Origin of the sequence: Aquibacillus rhizosphaerae (genome assembly GCF_030282825.1) — a bacterium.
Taxonomy (GTDB): Bacteria; Bacillota; Bacilli; order Bacillales; family Amphibacillaceae; genus Aquibacillus_C; species Aquibacillus_C rhizosphaerae.
The window spans coordinates 14,646-32,281 of record NZ_JASTZU010000036.1 but is presented as its reverse complement, the minus strand read 5'-3'; the positions used below and the strand labels follow the sequence as shown (position 1 = coordinate 32,281).

Here is a 17,636-nt window from a genome sequence, read left to right as displayed (position 1 = left end):
TTATAAATGTTTCACGTGAAACATAGTAGATAGAGTTTACAAGTTATTAGATTTCTAATCTTGCAAGTAAAATAATAAAAAAACAGCACACTAATAAAAATAGTGTGCTTGTTATAAGATACATTAACGTAGATCAGTTTAACATTTCAAGAATTCGATCTAAGTCTTCATCTGAGAAAAATTCAATTTCAATTTTACCTTTTCGTTTCCCCTTATGAATAGTAACTCCAGTTCCTAACTGATCGCGTAAACGACTCTCTCTTTCAGCTAAAAATATATCTTTTTTAGGAGATACCTTCTTTTTTTGCGGAACCTTGTCATTGAGACTAATTATCAATTTTTCTACTTGGCGAACATTTAATCCTTCACTTCGAATCTTTTCTACTAATGGTCTGACTTTTTCTTTATCTTTCAAACCTAACAGTGCTCTACCATGTCCCATAGACAGTTCACCATTATTTATCAATGCACTGACCTGTTCAGGTAGACTTAGAAGTCTAACTAAGTTTGCTATATGTGGTCTGCTCTTTCCTAACCTTTTAGCAAGTTCTTCTTGTGTAATTTTAAGTTCTCTCATTAAATTAGAATAGGCTTGTGCTTCTTCTATTGGAGTTAAATCTTCCCTTTGTAGATTTTCTAAAAGTGCTAACTCCATCATTTTTTCATCAGTTAACTCTTTTATAATCGCTGGTACAGTGGTTAAACCAGCTTCTTTTGCAGCACGAAAACGTCTTTCTCCTACAACGATTTCAAAGCCCTTTATACTTTTCCTAACTATTAATGGCTGTAAAATACCATACTCAATAATTGATTCTTTTAACTCTTCTATAGCATCCGCATGAAATGTCTTTCTTGGTTGATATGGATTCGGACGACAATCTTTAACTAAAATCTCTTGCACAGCTTCATCATCTTGTTTATCTAACTCAGGAAAAAAAGCATTAATTCCTTTCCCTAACCCTTTCGCCACTCGCGATCACTTCCTTTGCTAAATCAAGATATACTTCTGCGCCTCTAGATTTTGGATCATAAAGAATGATTGGTTGTCCATGACTTGGCGCTTCTCCAAGCCTAACATTTCTTGGAATAACAGATTGATAAACTTTATCCTGAAAGTATTTCTTCACTTCTTCTATCACTTGAATTCCTAAGTTAGTTCTTGCATCTAACATTGTAAGCACTACGCCTTCAATCATTAGTTGCTTATTCAAATGTTTTTGAACTAATCGAATCGTATTTAATAACTGGCTCAAACCTTCTAATGCATAATATTCACATTGAACTGGTATTAACACACTATCTGCAGCTGTTAAAGAATTAATAGTTAATAAACCAAGAGATGGTGGACAATCAATAATAACAAATTCATAGTCGTCTTTCACACTATCAATCGCTTTTTTCAATCGCACTTCTCTTGATATAGTAGGAACTAATTCTATTTCTGCACCAGCAAGCTGTATAGTCGCTGGAATTATATCTAAATTTTCAACATTTGTAGGAACACAAACATTTTCAGCTTCTAAATCATCTACTAGCACATTATAAATACACTGATCCATGTCAGCTTTATTTATACCTACGCCACTTGTAGCATTTCCTTGTGGGTCAATATCAACAAGTAATACTTTATGATTCAAATATGCAAGGCATGCACTTAGATTTACTGCTGATGTAGTCTTTCCTACGCCGCCTTTTTGATTAGCTACGGCGATTACTTTTCCCATGGTGTCACCTACCTACTTAAAAACTCTATCGTTTTCTATTCTATCATTTTTTTTGTTATTTGGACTATTTTTCAACAGATTATATAAAAAAAACAACTATTAACCTACTTTTTTAAAAAAACAACAACAAATTTTGAGAAATAGTGCAAAAAATTCCCATCTTTTTCGACTTAAAGATGGGAGATTTTAATTATTTTTTCTTTGGAATTTTAATAGTTATTTGATAATAATCATCGTGATCTTCTTCATCAGTTTCTAAATCAATTCCAGTGTCTGTGACCATAGTTAATGATTGCCTAATTGTATTCATTGCAATTCTCATATCTTTATTAATACCTTTTAATCTAGGTTTTTTCTTTATTTGTTTATCTTCGAACATCTTTGCTATCTTTTCCTCAGTTTGCTTAACATTTAAATTTCTCTCTATAATCTCTTCCAATATTTTTTCTTGTTTTGCAGGATCTTTTAATACAATCAGTGCACGAGCATGCCTTTCTGTTATCTTTTTTTCTAAAATCGCATTCTGCACTTTTTCTGGAAGCTTTAATAATCGCATTTTGTTAGCTATGGTTGATTGACTTTTACCAAGTCGCTGAGCTAATGCTTCTTGAGTTAAACCATGAATATCTAATAGACGCTCATATGCTTTTGCTTCTTCAATTACTGTTAACTCTTCTCTTTGTAAATTTTCAATTAAAGCTACTGAAGCTGTTTCTGCCTCTGTCATATCACGAATAATGGCAGGAACTGTATCCCAACCTAATACTTGAACTGCTCGCCATCTTCTTTCACCAGCGATCAACTCATATCCTGACTCCGCTTGTTCTATCTTTCGTACAACAATCGGTTGAATCATCCCGTGAGTATGTATCGTTTGAGCCAATTCTTCTATTTTATCTTGGTTGAAAATAGAACGTGGTTGATAACGGTTTGGTTCAATTTGATTTACCGGTAATTTTATAACCTCGTCTGGAAGATATTCATCTTTCACTTCCTCAACTGACTTCTCACCTAGGCCAAATATACGGCTAAAAGGGTGTAACATGTACAAACACCACCTTTTTAAACTTTCCTCAAAAACTATATATAAAATGTTTCACGTGAAACATAGAAATATAATATATTAAGATACTTATAACACGAGCACTATAACTAATTCCCTTCTATTATTCTATCATACATCTGATAATAAGAGTTAATATCTATTATTCAAAATGCAAAAAAAAATGTTATTGAATTAAAGTATTGTTTACACTTTGCCCATCACTTTTCGTTTAAAGCTACTCCCTGACAGGTAACAATAACTTTTTATAGCATATAGGCAATACTAGTTCGAATATTTCAACCACTTAGTAAACTACTCAAGCACTATTATTTGCGCAAGAAATATACTAAAAACAGCCAAGATTTAACTAGTCTTTTTAAAAAAATAATCCTAAATAACCCTAATTGGTTCAATTCCCTAAAGATGAGAACAAGCTATACTATTAATCATACATTTTTAATAGCTTTATTACAAAAAAAGTTGCACCTGACTTTCCGATGCAACTTTAAATAAGACTGGTCAATTTTAATTTATGCTAACGGTGTTTTATTAGGAACACCCGGCTTTCTAGGATACTTTTTTGGTGTTTTTCTAATTTTATTTATTATTGCAATATTTCTTTCCCCATTATCTTCTGGAAGATCGAATGTGTGTACTTTATCTAGCTTACCACCTAATAACTCAATAGCGTTATTAGAATCTTTTAATTCTTCCTTTAAACTTGGCCCTTTCATAGCAATAAAACAACCATTTGATTTACATAGTGGTAAACAAAGTTCACTCAGGACTGACATTCTCGCCACTGCTCTTGCAGTTACAACATCAAATTTTTCTCTGAATTGTTCATTTTTTCCAAACAATTCCGCACGGTCATGATAGAAGGATACTCCTGTCAACTCCAACTGATTTGCCAAATGGTTTAAAAATGTAATTCGCTTTTGCAATGAATCAACAATAGTTACCTTTAATTCTGGAAAACATATTTTTAAAGGGATACTTGGAAAACCTGCGCCTGCACCTACATCACAAATATGAATGTCTTTTTTAAAATCAAAATAAAAAGAGGCAGTTACCGAATCAAAGAAATGTTTCATATACACTTCTTCTTTTTCGGTAATAGCAGTTAAATTCATTTTTTCATTCCATTCAACCAATGTATTAAAATAGGTATCAAACTGTTGCAGTTGCTTGTCAGAAAGCTCTATTCCATTTTCTTTTAATTTAGTTAGGAAGGCATTAGCGTTCATAATAGATTATTCCTTTCTTCCTTTAATCATTTGATACTTTAGCTATTCTCCCTTGCTCAATATATACAAGTAATATAGAGACATCCGCAGGGTTTACACCAGATATACGCGATGCTTGACCTACAGATAAAGGGCGCACTTTTTTCATTTTTTCTTTCGCTTCCGTAGCAATTCCACCAATATCATCATAGTCAATATTTGCAGGAATTAATTTGTTCTCCATCTTACGCATACGTTCAACTTGTTGATTAGATTTAACGATGTATCCTTGATATTTAATTTGTATTTCAACTTGCTCTTTTACGTCCCAAGCCATATCAATTTCTGCCGGAGCGATCTGTTCAATCATTTCATACTTCATTTCAGGTCGCTTAAGCAAATCAGCCGCTTTTACTGCTTCTTTTAGGGCTGTACCTCCTGCTTCTTCTATAATCTGTTGTAATTGATCTGTTGGCTTTAACATAACATTTTCTAAGCGGTGTTTTTCTTTCTCAATTAAGCTTTGTTTCTCTAGGAAACCTTGATAACGATCCTCGGAAATGGTGCCTAATTTGTATCCAATTTCGGTTAGTCGTAAATCAGCATTATCATGACGGAGTAATAAGCGATACTCTGCCCTTGATGTTAATAAACGATAAGGTTCATTTGTACCCTTTGTTACTAAATCATCAATAAGTACACCAATATAACCTTGTGAACGATCCATAATAAACGGTTCTTTATCTAATGCTCGGGATGCTGCATTTATTCCCGCCATTAACCCTTGTCCTGCTGCTTCTTCATAACCAGATGTACCATTGATTTGGCCAGCAGTATATAAACCAGGTATGTTTTTCACTTCTAATGTCGGCCACAATTGCGTTGGTACAACAGAATCATATTCTATTGCGTAGCCAGCTCTCATGATTTCTGAGTTTTCAAGCCCTGGAATTGATCGAAGCATCTCTCTTTGAACAAATTCAGGTAGTGATGTTGATAAACCTTGCACATACACCTCTTCGGTATTACGCCCCTCTGGTTCTAAGAAGATTTGATGGCGTGGTTTATCATGGAATCGAACTACTTTGTCTTCAATCGATGGACAGTACCTTGGACCAGTTCCTTTAATCATCCCTGAATACATAGCAGATAAACCAAGATTTTCATCTATAATCTGGTGTGTAAATTCATTTGTGTACGTTAACCAACATGGAATTTGATTTAAAATTGCCTCTTTAGTTTCATATGAGAAGTGGCGTGGATTATCATCACCTGGCTGTATCTCGGTTTTAGAAAAATCAACCGTATGACTATTAACTCTTGGAGGTGTACCTGTTTTAAAACGAACAAGCTCAAAACCAAGTTCTTCTAAATGCTCAGATAGCTTAACAGAAGCTCTTTGGTTGTTTGGTCCACTCTCGTAAGACAAATCACCTATTATAACTCTACCACGCATAAAAGTCCCCGTTGTTATAATCACAGATTTAGCATGATAAGCAGCTTTTGTTTCTGTAATTACGCCCTTACAAACACCATCTTCTATGATTAGCTTTTCAACCATAGCTTGGCGCAAAGTAAGGTTTTCTTGGTTCTCTAAAATACTCTTCATTTCTTGAATATATAGAGGTTTATCTGCCTGAGCCCGCAATGCTCGCACAGCAGGACCCTTTCCTGTATTCAACATTCGCATTTGAATATACGTTTTATCAATAACTTTCCCCATTAATCCACCAAGTGCATCAATTTCTCTTACAACTACACCTTTGGCAGGTCCCCCAATCGATGGGTTACAAGGCATAAAGGCAACCATATCTAAATTCAATGATAACATTAGTGTTTTAGCCCCGCGCTTTGCAGAAGCATAAGCTGCTTCGCATCCCGCATGACCAGCGCCAATGACAATCACATCATAATGTCCAGCATCATACGTCATAATTGCTGACTCTCCTTTTTAGCATTTAGCTATTTTTTCTATTAACTATTTTCCTAAACAAAATTGAGAAAATAGTTGATCAATTAAACTTTCCTGAACCGTATCTCCAATAATTTCTCCAAGCAATTCCCATGTCCTCGTAACATCTATTTGAACTAAATCAATTGGCATTCCCTCTTCGATTCCAATCATTGCGTCATCCAATGATTGAAGTGATTGTTTTAGCAATTGAATATGGCGAACATTAGAAACGTACGTTAAATCTCCAGCATCTAATTCTCCAGCAAAAAAAGTGTGAGAAATAGCATCTTCTAGTTCATCTATTCCTTGCTCTTCAATTATAGCAGTCGTTATAATGCTACGTTGACCTGCCAATTGTTTTACTTTGTCTAAATCTATTTTTTGATTTAAGTCTGTTTTATTTACAATAACTATCACTTCTAGCCCTTCAACAGCTTCAAATAAGTGCATATCTTCTTTTGTTAATTCATCACCATAGTTTAGAACAAGTAAGATAAGATCGGATTCTTTTAACACCTGCCTAGATTTATCGACACCAATTTTTTCAACAATATCTTCTGTTTCTCTAATACCTGCTGTGTCAACTAAACGCAATGGTACTCCTCTTATATTCACATACTCTTCAATGACATCTCTCGTAGTACCTGGAATTTCTGTCACAATCGCCTTATTTTCATGAACTAAGGCATTAAGTAAGGAAGATTTTCCAACATTAGGTCTACCAATAATTGCTGTCGCTAGCCCTTCTCTTAATATCTTACCCTGTTTTGCCATTTGTAGAAGTCTTTCTATCTCACTATAGACCTGTTTCGTTTTGCTAATCATCATTTGGTTAGACATTTCTTCCACATCATCATATTCAGGGTAATCAATATTTACTTCTACATGTGCTACGGTCTCTAGTAATTCTTGTCTTAAATTTTGAATTAACTTTGATAATCTTCCGTCCATTTGTTTTAAGGCAACATTCATTGCTTTATCTGTTTTTGCACGAATTAAATCCATCACTGCTTCAGCTTGTGACAAATCAATTCTTCCATTCAGAAAAGCACGTTTAGTGAACTCACCTGGTTCAGCTAACCTTGCACCTTCAAATAAAACTAATTCTAACAAACGATTAACAGAAGCTAAACCACCATGACAATTAATTTCAACTACATCTTCTCGCGTAAATGTTCGAGGTCCCCGCATTACAGTTATCATTACTTCTTCAGCTACTTCTTTCGTAGTAGGATCAATAATCTTACCATAATGAATGGTATGAGAATCAACTTTAGTTAAATCATCATTCCCATCAAACAACGTATTCGCTATTTCAACTGCATCTGGCCCACTCAAACGCACTATTGCTATTGCACCTTCACCTATTGGTGTGGATATTGCTGCAATCGTATCTTTTTCCACAATTTCACCCCAAACTATTTCAATTCATAAATATATATATATAGTTCACTTTTTATAACAGTCACTAACATACTAGAATATCACACTTTAACTTAATATGGAAAGATATCCACACCTTAATAATAAAATTTCAAGTCAATAAATTTATCCACATGTGAGTAAGTGTTATAACTTATTCCATTTAGAAGTATCCACAACCTCAATTCTAAACTATTTGTTAGTTTATTACTCCCCTTATTTTTATTAGAAATACTTTACCTATCTTTATTATTATTGAATTCAAGAAAACTAATATTACACCTAATTAATTATTCCTACATTTTGTCATAATTACCTTATTCAATCTCACACCAATATATAGTTTAGAAATGATCTCATCCAACTATATATTGGTGTAGATGATAACAACATTGGTATCATGAAATTGACTAATTTTGCGTAAAAAAATAAGCCTCCTTATTAGAGACTTACTTTGATTTACTAGGGTTTTATTACAACATGTCGATTCGGTTCATTTCCAAAAGAATATGTTTTAATATTCTTTTTATCTTGTAATGCTGTATGAATAATCTTTCTTTCGTAAGAAGGCATTGGTTCAAGTGAAACCTCTCGTTTGCTTCTAACAGCCTTCTCAGCTAGTCGATCTGCCAAGTTAATCAACGTTTCTTCTCGACGTTTTCTATAACCTTCTGCGTCGACAACTACCGTATAATATTGATTCGAGTTCTTGTTTATAACTAGATGAAGCAAGTATTGAATTGCATTTAATGTTTGACCACGTTTTCCAATTAAAATAGCAATTTTTTCTCCCGACAATTGGAACGTTATCTCATTTCCAGAAACAAGCTTCTCCACCTTCGCATCAACGCCAAGTTGAGTTGTTATTTCTTTTATATACTTTTCCGCCTTAAGAAGATGATTATCAACTACCATAACTTTCACAATTGCTGGTTTGGAACCGAATAATCCAAAAATACCCTTTTTACCTTCGTCAATAACCTCTACCTTAACTTGGTCCTCCGTGGTGTTTAACTGCTTTAATGCTGATTGGACCGCATCCTCAACTGTTTGTCCAGAAGCAGTTACCTGTTTCACTTTTTGTTTCCTCCCGTGTTAGGAACTTTATCTTTATCTTTCATCATTGGCCTTCTAACAAGTAATGTTTGGAAAACCATAAAGATGTTACCTACAACCCAGTAAAGTGCAAGTGCAGATGGGAAAAAGATCGCTACTACACCAATCATAATTGGCATCATATATAGCATCATTTGCATCTGAGGCATCATCGCATTTTGTGTTCCTGATGTTCCTGCCATCATTAACTTTTGTTGTAAGAAAGTTGCTCCTGCTGCAACAATCGGTAAAATATAGTATGGATCAGCTTCCCCTAATTGGAACCACAAAAAACTATGTTCTTTAATTTCAAAAGTACGCATAATTGCCTGATAAAAGGCAATTAAAATCGGCATCTGAACAATTACTGGTAAACAACCTGCCAAGGGATTTACACCATTCTTTTGAAACAATTCCATTGTCTCTTGTTGCAGTTTTTGTTGTGTTTTGGCATCTTTGGAACTATATTTCTCTCTAACCTTTTGTAGTTCTGGTTGAATATCCTGCATCGCTTTGGAACTTTTTAATTGTTTAATATTTAATGGTAATAATACTAAACGAATAAGTATCGTTACGAGCACAATAGATAGACCATAGTTTTCATTAAAATATTCAGCAACATAAGTTAGTAGCATAGATAATGGATATACAAACCACTCAGCCCAAAAGCCTTCCGTCTCACTTGTAATTTCTGTATTTACATCCATACACCCAGAAAGTAAAAGCACCATTCCTATCAAGGCTACTATTAGAAAGCCCTTTTTCTGCATTTTCTTCCTCCTTACAAACTTCCACCATTTATGTAGAAAATATATTCGTATTTTATCATTAAATCTATTTATGATTCTATAGTAAACTAATAATTACTCCAAGTCATTTCTTAAGAAAAGACAATTTTATGAACAATCATTTTACTAATAAACTTGATTTTGAAAGAACATGGATTAAACTCTTTTTAATTTGGTGAAAGTCCATATCTTTGGTAGGTTTTCTGGCAATAATAATAAAGTCGTATGGATTAGATACTTGTCCATCTAATTCTAAAAAAGCTTGTCTAATGTAACGCTTTATTTGGTTCCGGACAACAGCATTACCAATTTTTTTACTTACAGATAAGCCAATTCTAAAATGCTGCTGATCTTCCTTATTTATAAAATAAAGTACCAATTGGCGATTAGCAAAGGACTTCCCCTTTTTAAATACCAATTGGAACTCTTCATTTTTTTTTAAACGATAAGCCTTTTTCATGGAATGTTACCCTCCATTTTCATAAATAATCCACTAATATTTTTATTAGTGAATTATTAACATTCCTTATCGAAATCGCATAGCAATTGTATAGCTATGCTCCCCTGCAGAAAGAACAGTTTTCTCTTATTACGTATTTTAGTAATATAATTTTAAATTTATACAATAAACTTATCTTTAATAAATGCATTATGATTTTATTAATTACTAGAAAAAAGACCACTGACTTAATTGCAGTGGCCTATGCAGATAATACTTTTCTTCCTTTTTTACGACGACGTGCAAGAACATTACGTCCATTTTTTGAAGCCATACGAGAACGGAAGCCGTGCACTTTTTTGCGTTTACGGTTATTTGGTTGAAATGTGCGTTTCATCTATAATACACCTCCCTGAGGAATTTAAAAAATTCAAATGGTAAAGACAGTCCAATACATTATACGTAATAGCCCTCTTTCCTGTCAACTTTATTTAAGAATATTATTCTGATATTTAAACACTAAAACTTATCCACAAACCCTGTTCACTACTTTTTCATCCAATTTCGACTATCCACAACAGCTATCGACAAGTTAATCACAAAATATAGTGTTGTGGATAATAGTTGTCTACAACCTGTAGCGTTTGTGGATAAGTGTCGAAAAACCATTGCATTCATTGCATTATTTTGATATTATATTTGTGTTTTAACAGTTTAAAATTCTCTATAAAAAAACCGTTATCCACAATCTGTGGATAACATGTGGACATTTACACACATCCATGTTTACAATCTTATTAACAGCATTGTGGAAAACACGAATAAAAAGTTATCTACCTTGTTAAATTAGGATTTTTTATCCACAGGTCTAAGAATACCCATACCTTTCTGTCTTTCTTAAAATTTTATTAATTATGAAAGATTGCGAGAGGTTTTTTATTTCCATGTCTTACTTACGAAAGGGGTGACAAGATCTATGGAAAATATTCAAGAGCTTTGGACAAGTACACTTCAATCGATACAAGATAAAATAAGTAAACCTAGTTATGATACTTGGCTAAAAAATACTACTGCAGATAGTTTGGAAGATGATACCCTTATTGTTTCTGCGCCAAATGAGTTTGCACGTGATTGGTTAGAAAGCCGTTATTCTGATCTTATTTCTGATGCTTTATTTGAAGTAACTGGTGCTAGATTGAAAACAAAATTCATTATTCCAGAAACAGAAAACTCTCTTGATGATATGAAGCCTGCAGTTAAAAAAACTCCAAATGTTCAGCAAAATGACAATGGAGAGTCTCCAAAATCCATGCTTAATTCTAAATATACATTTGATACTTTTGTAATTGGTTCTGGTAACCGATTTGCACATGCAGCTTCACTAGCTGTAGCTGAAGCTCCTGCTAAAGCTTATAATCCTCTGTTTATATATGGTGGAGTTGGACTTGGTAAAACTCACTTAATGCATGCTATTGGACATTATGTATTAGACCATAATCCTAATGCTAAGGTTGTTTACTTATCTTCAGAAAAATTCACAAATGAATTTATTAACTCGATACGAGACAATAAAGCAGTTAATTTTCGAAACAAGTACAGAAATGTAGATGTCCTATTAATAGACGATATTCAATTTTTAGCTGGAAAAGAACAAACGCAAGAAGAATTTTTTCATACATTTAATACATTGCATGAAGAAAGTAAACAAATTGTTATTTCTAGTGATCGTCCTCCAAAGGAAATACCTACACTAGAAGACCGATTACGTTCACGTTTTGAATGGGGTTTAATTACTGATATTACTCCACCAGACCTTGAAACTAGAATTGCTATTTTGCGAAAAAAAGCTAAAGCAGAAGGATTGGATATACCTAATGAAGTCATGCTTTATATCGCAAATCAAATCGATACAAATATTCGTGAACTAGAAGGAGCACTTATCCGAGTTGTAGCTTATTCTTCTTTGATAAATAAAGATGTAGATGCATCACTAGCAGCGGAAGCTTTAAAAGATATTATTCCTAGCTCTAAACCACGTGTTATTACAATTCATGCAATTCAAGAAGTTATTGGCGAAAAGTACAATGTTAAATTAGAAGAGTTTACTGCAAAGAAAAGAACTAAATCGATTGCCTTTCCTAGACAAATTGCTATGTATTTATCAAGAGAGTTAACCGATTTTTCATTACCTAAAATAGGTGAAGAATTTGGTGGGAGAGATCATACAACAGTTATTCATGCTCATGAAAAAATTTCTAAAATGATTAGCCAAGATAAACTATTGCAAAGAGATATCGATGATATAAAAGAACGCCTTAAATCTATTTAGTATGAAAATTTCTATACTTTACAGATGTATGAATGTTTATCCACATGTGAATAGTGTGGACAAACATGACAAACTTACTAACAGTCTATCCACAGCGGGATAGGCTTTGTTACCTGCGTTATTTTATAGTTATCCACATAATCACAGGCCCTACTACTATTACTACTATATTTTATTAAAAAGAAATATATAATATAACTTCCACTAGGAGGATTTATTTTCTATGAAATTTATAATTCAACGTGAACAATTAATGAACAGTGTACAAGATGTTATGAAAGCTATATCTTCTAGAACTACTATTCCAATTTTGACGGGTATAAAACTAGAGGCACAAGAAGATGGCATAAAATTAACTGGAAGTGATTCGGATATATCTATTGAATCATTTATCCCTAGAGAAGCAGATGGAATCGTTTATGTAGAACAAATTGAATTGGGAAGTATTATATTACAAGCAAAGTATTTTCCTGATATTGTTCGAAAACTTCCACAAAGTACAGTTGAAATTGAATCTGAAGATAATTTTAAAGTAACGATACGATCAGGAAATGCAGAATTCCATCTTAATGGACAAGATGCTGAAGAGTATCCACAATTACCAAAACTGCATACGGAAGATAGTTTTGAATTACCTACGGATTTATTAAAAAACTTAATTAAACAGACAGTATTTGCAGTTTCTACCGTGGAAACGCGTCCCATATTAACAGGTGTGAATATGAAATTGACTGACGGGGAATTAGACTTTGTTGCGACTGATAGTCATCGACTTGCATCAAGGAAAATACCTTTAGCTAAAGAAACAAATACGTTAACTTTTTCTAGTGTTGTTATACCGGGTAAAAGTTTAATCGAATTGAATAAAATACTTGAAGATAACCAAGAAAGTGTAGAAATAAGTGTAACTGAAAACCAGATTCTTTTCCGCACAAAAAATCTTTACTTTCTTTCAAGATTACTCGACGGTAATTACCCAGAAACTTCTAGATTAATACCAGATCAGAGTAAAACGATTGTATACGGAACTACAAAAGAACTACTTCAATCGATTGATAGAGCTTCACTTCTAGCAAAAGAAAGTAGAAATAGTGTTGTAAGATTTCAAACTAAACCTAATAACCAAGTAGAAATAAGTAGTAACTCTCCAGAAATAGGAAAAGTTGTAGAAGAGGTTACAGCAAAGTCAATCGAAGGAGAAGATTTAAAGATTTCTTTTAGTGCGAAATATATGATGGATGCATTAAAAGCAATAGAGCATGACCAAGTTAAAATCGAATTCACAGGAGCAATGCGTCCATTTATTATTAGACCTATAGATAATGACCAAGTACTTCAATTAATTTTACCAGTAAGAACATACTAAATATAAAAACTCTTATTGTATTTGTACGATAAGAGTTTTTATATTTACTAACAATTCAGATAAAAATTTACTAACTAAAAAAAGAGTATAAACAATCATAAAATGAATAAAAAGGTAAAAAATATTTAGAAACCCAAAACTTTAAGCACACTGCTCTTTGCTAAATGTGAAATGTTTAGTAAAATAGATAGAAGACTAATTTTTTTAAAACATACTTTCACGTTAAAAGTACCATTTTAAAAATAATATAGAATATACAATAAGGTGGTTCTCATGAACGAACAAATAGCAATAAATACTGAGTATATACAATTAGGACAGTTTCTAAAACTTGCAAACGTTTTGGAAACTGGTGGTATGGTGAAGTTATTTTTAGCTGAGTACACAGTTTATGTTAATGGCGAATTAGAAAATCGAAGAGGCCGGAAACTTTATCCTGAAGATAAAATTGAGATTGAAGAAGTAGGTACTTTTATCATTGTAAAAGAAAAATGAAATATAAATTAATTCTTAATATGTTAATTGTAATCATAAAAAAATCCTGAAGACTTTGTCATACTATATATAAGCAGGTTTTTAAAGAAAATAAAGAGCCTATCACAGCATAATGATATGTACCTCAAGTCCTACTTAAAACTAATGACTAATTGTGGAAAATTGTGCAAGCTTTCTTAACGTGTTTAGAAGGGAATTATCATGCATATTCACGAACTAACCCTTAAAAATTACCGTAATTATAATCAATTACATTTGAAGTTTGATGATAAGATAAATGTGATTATTGGTGAAAATGCCCAAGGGAAAACAAATCTAATGGAAGCAATCTACGTTTTGGCATTCTCAAAGTCCCATCGTACTCCAAGAGATAAAGAACTTATCCAGTGGGAAAAAGAATATGCTAAAATAGAAGGTAGTATATATAAAAAGAAACAATCATTCCCATTAGAAATTCAATTGACATCAAAAGGTAAAAAAGCAAAACTAAATCATATGGAACAACGACGTCTTAGTGATTACATTGGGGCAATGAACGTGGTGATGTTTGCACCGGAAGATTTAAACCTTGTAAAAGGTAGCCCACAAATCAGAAGGCGTTTTATTGACATGGAAATTGGTCAAATACAGCCAATGTATATTTATCATTTGGGTCAATATTTAAAGGTTCTTAAACAACGAAACCATTTATTAAAAAACCTGCAAAGAAATCAAAAATCCGATCGTACTATGTTACATGTACTTACGGATCAGCTAATTGAACACGCTGCTGTTATAGTTGAAAGGCGATTTACTTTTTTGGAATTGCTTCGGAAATGGGCTACCCCAATTCACGAAGGTATAAGCAGGGGCCTAGAAAAGCTTGAAATTACGTATAATCCTTCTGCAAATGTATCAGAAGGTAATAATAGGGAAAAAATAACAAATATATATATTGAAAAGTTTAAAGAAATTGAGAATAAAGAAGTCGAAAGAGGAAGTACGTTAGTTGGTCCACATCGTGATGATTTGCTTTTTTATGTAAACGGCAAAGACGTACAAACGTATGGTTCTCAAGGACAGCAACGAACAACTGCTTTGTCTTTAAAATTAGCTGAAATCGAACTAATCAAAAATGAAGTTGGAGAGTATCCAATTTTATTACTCGATGATGTATTAAGTGAATTGGATGATTTTAGACAATCCCATCTTTTACATACGATTCAAGGGAAAGTACAAACCTTTGTTTCTACGACAAGCGTAGATGGTATTAAACATGAAACATTAGATCAAGCTGAGCTTTTTCGAGTGGAAAATGGAATGCTAGTATAGAGTATTAATTACTTTTAAAATATCCTAATAGTAAAATAAGAATGGGGGATGTTCATGTTTATCCATATTGGTGATGATAATGTAATTCGTTCAGAAGAAGTGATAGCTATCATTGATAATAACTTAGTGTCCTCGTCAACGATTAACGAAAAGATGTTATTTAACCAAAGAAAAAATAAAAAGGTATTTGATCCACAACAACAGGAAGTGAGTAAATCAGTAGTTATTACAACAGAGTATATTTACTATAGTCCCCTGTCTGTCTTAACATTAAAAAAACGTGCGAGTATGATCTCGACGATAAGCAAATTAGAGGATTACTCAGAAGCATTTGAAGAGTAAATAATTTAAGCTATTAGCTCCATAAAAAAGAAGTGTAGGTGAGTGAATTGGCAATGGAAGAAGAAAAATTCTTAAAAGAGCAAGTTTATGATGAAAATCAGATACAGGTATTAGAAGGTTTAGAAGCAGTACGAAAAAGACCTGGTATGTACATTGGATCAACAAATGAAAAAGGTCTTCATCACTTAGTATGGGAAATAGTAGATAATAGTATAGATGAAGCACTAGCAGGACATTGTGATCATATTGAAGTCATAATTGAAAAAGACAATAGTATTACAGTGGTCGACAATGGTCGTGGTATCCCGGTTGGAACACATGAAAAATCAGGTAGACCCGCTGTAGAAGTTATTATGACAGTTCTCCATGCTGGAGGTAAGTTTGGTGGTGGAGGTTATAAAGTTTCTGGTGGTCTTCATGGTGTAGGTGCTTCTGTAGTAAATGCTTTATCAACGTTACTAGAAGTTAATGTTCATCGGGACGGAAAAGAACATTATATTAGTTTTGAACGAGGAAAACCGAGTGAGGAATTAAGAGTTGTTGGTGATACGGATATAACGGGAACACGAACACACTTTATACCTGATACAGAAATATTTGATGAAACAAACGTATATAATTACGATACATTAGCACAACGTTTAAGAGAGTTAGCCTTTTTAAATAAAGGACTTACCATTTCCATTCAAGATAAAAGAGATGATTCAGAACCTGAAAGCTTTTACTATGAAGGTGGTATTAAATCATATGTAGAGCATTTAAATCGTACAAAAGAAGTGCTGCATGAACCATTTTATGCAGAAAAAGAAGAAAACCAAATAGTCGTTGAGGTAGCCTTGCAATATAATGATGGGTTTGCAAGCAATATTTATTCATTCGCCAACAATATAAGCACATATGAAGGTGGAACACATGAATCAGGTTTTAAAACCGGTCTAACGAGAGTTATCAATGATTATGCAAGAAAAAACAATTTATTTAAAGAGAATGATCCAAATTTGTCTGGAGATGATGTGCGAGAAGGATTAACTGCAATAGTCTCGATTAAACATCCGGATCCTCAATTTGAAGGTCAAACAAAAACTAAACTAGGAAACAGTGAGGCTAGAACAATAACTGATTCAGCATTTAGTGAATTGTTTTCTAAGTTCTTATTTGAAAATCCAGATACAGCAAAGATTGTTGTCGAAAAAGGATTGATGGCATCACGAGCAAGGCTTGCTGCTAAAAAGGCACGTGAACTAACAAGGCGAAAAGGTGCATTGGAAATTTCTAATCTACCAGGAAAACTAGCTGACTGTTCTTCAAGAGATGCTAAGATTAGTGAGTTATATGTTGTAGAGGGTGACTCTGCCGGTGGTTCTGCTAAACAAGGACGTGATCGTCACTTCCAAGCCATATTGCCTCTACGAGGGAAAATAATAAACGTTGAGAAAGCACGATTAGATAAAATATTATCAAATAATGAAATAAGAATGATTATTACCGCGCTTGGAACTGGAATAGGTGAAGACTTTGATATTACAAAAGCTCGTTACCATAAAATTGTCATCATGACTGATGCCGATGTCGATGGAGCACATATTCGAACTCTATTATTAACCTTCTTATATCGTTATATGCGTCCATTAATTGATTATGGCTATATTTATATCGCTCAACCACCACTTTACAAAGTTCAACAAGGTAAAGCGATTCATTATGCTTATAATGATAAAGAAATGGAACGAATTATGGGTGAACTTAATAAATTACCTAGACCAGGCATCCAACGTTATAAAGGTTTAGGTGAAATGAATGCTACACAGCTATGGGAGACAACGATGGACCCCGAATCCCGAACATTGCTTCAAGTAAATTTAGAAGACGCAATGGAGGCAGACCAAATCTTTGATATGCTAATGGGTGATAAAGTAGAACCAAGGAGAAATTTCATTCAAGATAATGCCGTTTATGTAAAAAATCTTGATGTCTAAGCATTGTTGACAAAGGTGTTTTCATACAACCTCTTGTCTTACATAATTTAATCAATTTCATAATACCAATTTTGTCGTCACCTACAATAATATATAGTTGGATAAAACCATTTCCAAACTATAT

General features: G+C 33.2%; 16 protein-coding genes. 6 read left to right on the top strand and 10 right to left on the bottom strand.

The features are described from left to right. Nucleotides 1-133: 133 nt before the first annotated feature. The 10 genes from QQS35_RS10790 to rpmH all read right to left on the bottom strand — a co-directional run bounded on the left by QQS35_RS10790 (nucleotide 134) and on the right by rpmH (nucleotide 10,090). Nucleotides 134-970 (bottom strand): ParB/RepB/Spo0J family partition protein, encoded by an 837-nt coding sequence (locus QQS35_RS10790; protein ID WP_285932094.1) that lies wholly within the window; start codon nucleotides 968-970, stop codon nucleotides 134-136. Next, nucleotides 942-1,724, bottom strand: a complete 783-nt coding sequence (locus tag QQS35_RS10785) for a ParA family protein (RefSeq protein ID WP_285932093.1) — start codon at nucleotides 1,722-1,724, stop codon at nucleotides 942-944. The genes QQS35_RS10790 and QQS35_RS10785 overlap by 29 nt, the downstream gene beginning before the upstream one ends. A 190-nt stretch (nucleotides 1,725-1,914) precedes the next feature. Beyond that, on the bottom strand, nucleotides 1,915-2,769 hold the full coding sequence (noc, locus tag QQS35_RS10780) for a nucleoid occlusion protein (RefSeq protein WP_285932091.1): 855 nt from the start codon (nucleotides 2,767-2,769) through the stop codon (nucleotides 1,915-1,917). Between the two features lie 530 nt (nucleotides 2,770-3,299). Next, on the bottom strand, nucleotides 3,300-4,016 hold the full coding sequence (rsmG, locus tag QQS35_RS10775; RefSeq protein ID WP_285932090.1) for a 16S rRNA (guanine(527)-N(7))-methyltransferase RsmG: 717 nt from the start codon (nucleotides 4,014-4,016) through the stop codon (nucleotides 3,300-3,302). A gap of 22 nt (nucleotides 4,017-4,038) precedes the next feature. Then, nucleotides 4,039-5,928, bottom strand: a complete 1,890-nt coding sequence (gene mnmG, locus QQS35_RS10770) for a tRNA uridine-5-carboxymethylaminomethyl(34) synthesis enzyme MnmG (RefSeq protein WP_285932089.1) — start codon at nucleotides 5,926-5,928, stop codon at nucleotides 4,039-4,041. Between the two features lie 45 nt (nucleotides 5,929-5,973). After that, entirely contained in the window at nucleotides 5,974-7,353 is a 1,380-nt protein-coding gene (gene mnmE / locus QQS35_RS10765) for a tRNA uridine-5-carboxymethylaminomethyl(34) synthesis GTPase MnmE (RefSeq protein WP_285932087.1), read from the bottom strand. Between the two features lie 480 nt (nucleotides 7,354-7,833). After that, a complete protein-coding gene (jag, locus tag QQS35_RS10760) occupies nucleotides 7,834-8,448 on the bottom strand; it encodes an RNA-binding cell elongation regulator Jag/EloR (protein WP_285932086.1) in 615 nt (204 codons plus the stop codon). After that, nucleotides 8,445-9,236 (bottom strand): YidC family membrane integrase SpoIIIJ, encoded by a 792-nt coding sequence (spoIIIJ, locus tag QQS35_RS10755; RefSeq protein ID WP_285932085.1) that lies wholly within the window; start codon nucleotides 9,234-9,236, stop codon nucleotides 8,445-8,447. Before spoIIIJ ends, jag begins: the two co-directional genes overlap by 4 nt. A 136-nt stretch (nucleotides 9,237-9,372) precedes the next feature. Beyond that, nucleotides 9,373-9,714 (bottom strand): ribonuclease P protein component, encoded by a 342-nt coding sequence (gene rnpA / locus QQS35_RS10750; protein ID WP_285932084.1) that lies wholly within the window; start codon nucleotides 9,712-9,714, stop codon nucleotides 9,373-9,375. A gap of 241 nt (nucleotides 9,715-9,955) precedes the next feature. Continuing rightward, a complete protein-coding gene (gene rpmH, locus QQS35_RS10745) occupies nucleotides 9,956-10,090 on the bottom strand; it encodes a 50S ribosomal protein L34 (protein WP_285932083.1) in 135 nt (44 codons plus the stop codon). 579 nt (nucleotides 10,091-10,669) lie between these two features. On the opposite strand from rpmH, the gene dnaA reads away from it, so the two are divergent. The 6 genes from dnaA to gyrB all read left to right on the top strand — a co-directional run bounded on the left by dnaA (nucleotide 10,670) and on the right by gyrB (nucleotide 17,512). Beyond that, complete coding sequence (gene dnaA, locus QQS35_RS10740) at nucleotides 10,670-12,022, top strand: chromosomal replication initiator protein DnaA (protein ID WP_285932082.1); 1,353 nt, start codon at nucleotides 10,670-10,672, stop codon at nucleotides 12,020-12,022. Nucleotides 12,023-12,245: 223 nt separating this feature from the next. Beyond that, nucleotides 12,246-13,388 carry a DNA polymerase III subunit beta gene (dnaN, locus tag QQS35_RS10735; RefSeq protein WP_285932081.1) on the top strand — a complete coding sequence of 381 codons (1,143 nt, stop codon included), beginning with the start codon at nucleotides 12,246-12,248 and terminating at the stop codon, nucleotides 13,386-13,388. Between the two features lie 273 nt (nucleotides 13,389-13,661). Beyond that, on the top strand, nucleotides 13,662-13,883 hold the full coding sequence (gene yaaA, locus QQS35_RS10730) for a S4 domain-containing protein YaaA (protein WP_285932080.1): 222 nt from the start codon (nucleotides 13,662-13,664) through the stop codon (nucleotides 13,881-13,883). A 201-nt stretch (nucleotides 13,884-14,084) separates the two neighbouring features. After that, nucleotides 14,085-15,194 (top strand): DNA replication/repair protein RecF, encoded by a 1,110-nt coding sequence (gene recF, locus QQS35_RS10725; protein WP_285932078.1) that lies wholly within the window; start codon nucleotides 14,085-14,087, stop codon nucleotides 15,192-15,194. 54 nt (nucleotides 15,195-15,248) lie between these two features. Next, nucleotides 15,249-15,536 carry an extracellular matrix regulator RemB gene (remB, locus tag QQS35_RS10720; RefSeq protein ID WP_285932077.1) on the top strand — a complete coding sequence of 96 codons (288 nt, stop codon included), beginning with the start codon at nucleotides 15,249-15,251 and terminating at the stop codon, nucleotides 15,534-15,536. Nucleotides 15,537-15,589: 53 nt separating this feature from the next. Continuing rightward, complete coding sequence (gyrB, locus tag QQS35_RS10715; RefSeq protein ID WP_285932076.1) at nucleotides 15,590-17,512, top strand: DNA topoisomerase (ATP-hydrolyzing) subunit B; 1,923 nt, start codon at nucleotides 15,590-15,592, stop codon at nucleotides 17,510-17,512. Nucleotides 17,513-17,636: the final 124 nt, after the last annotated feature.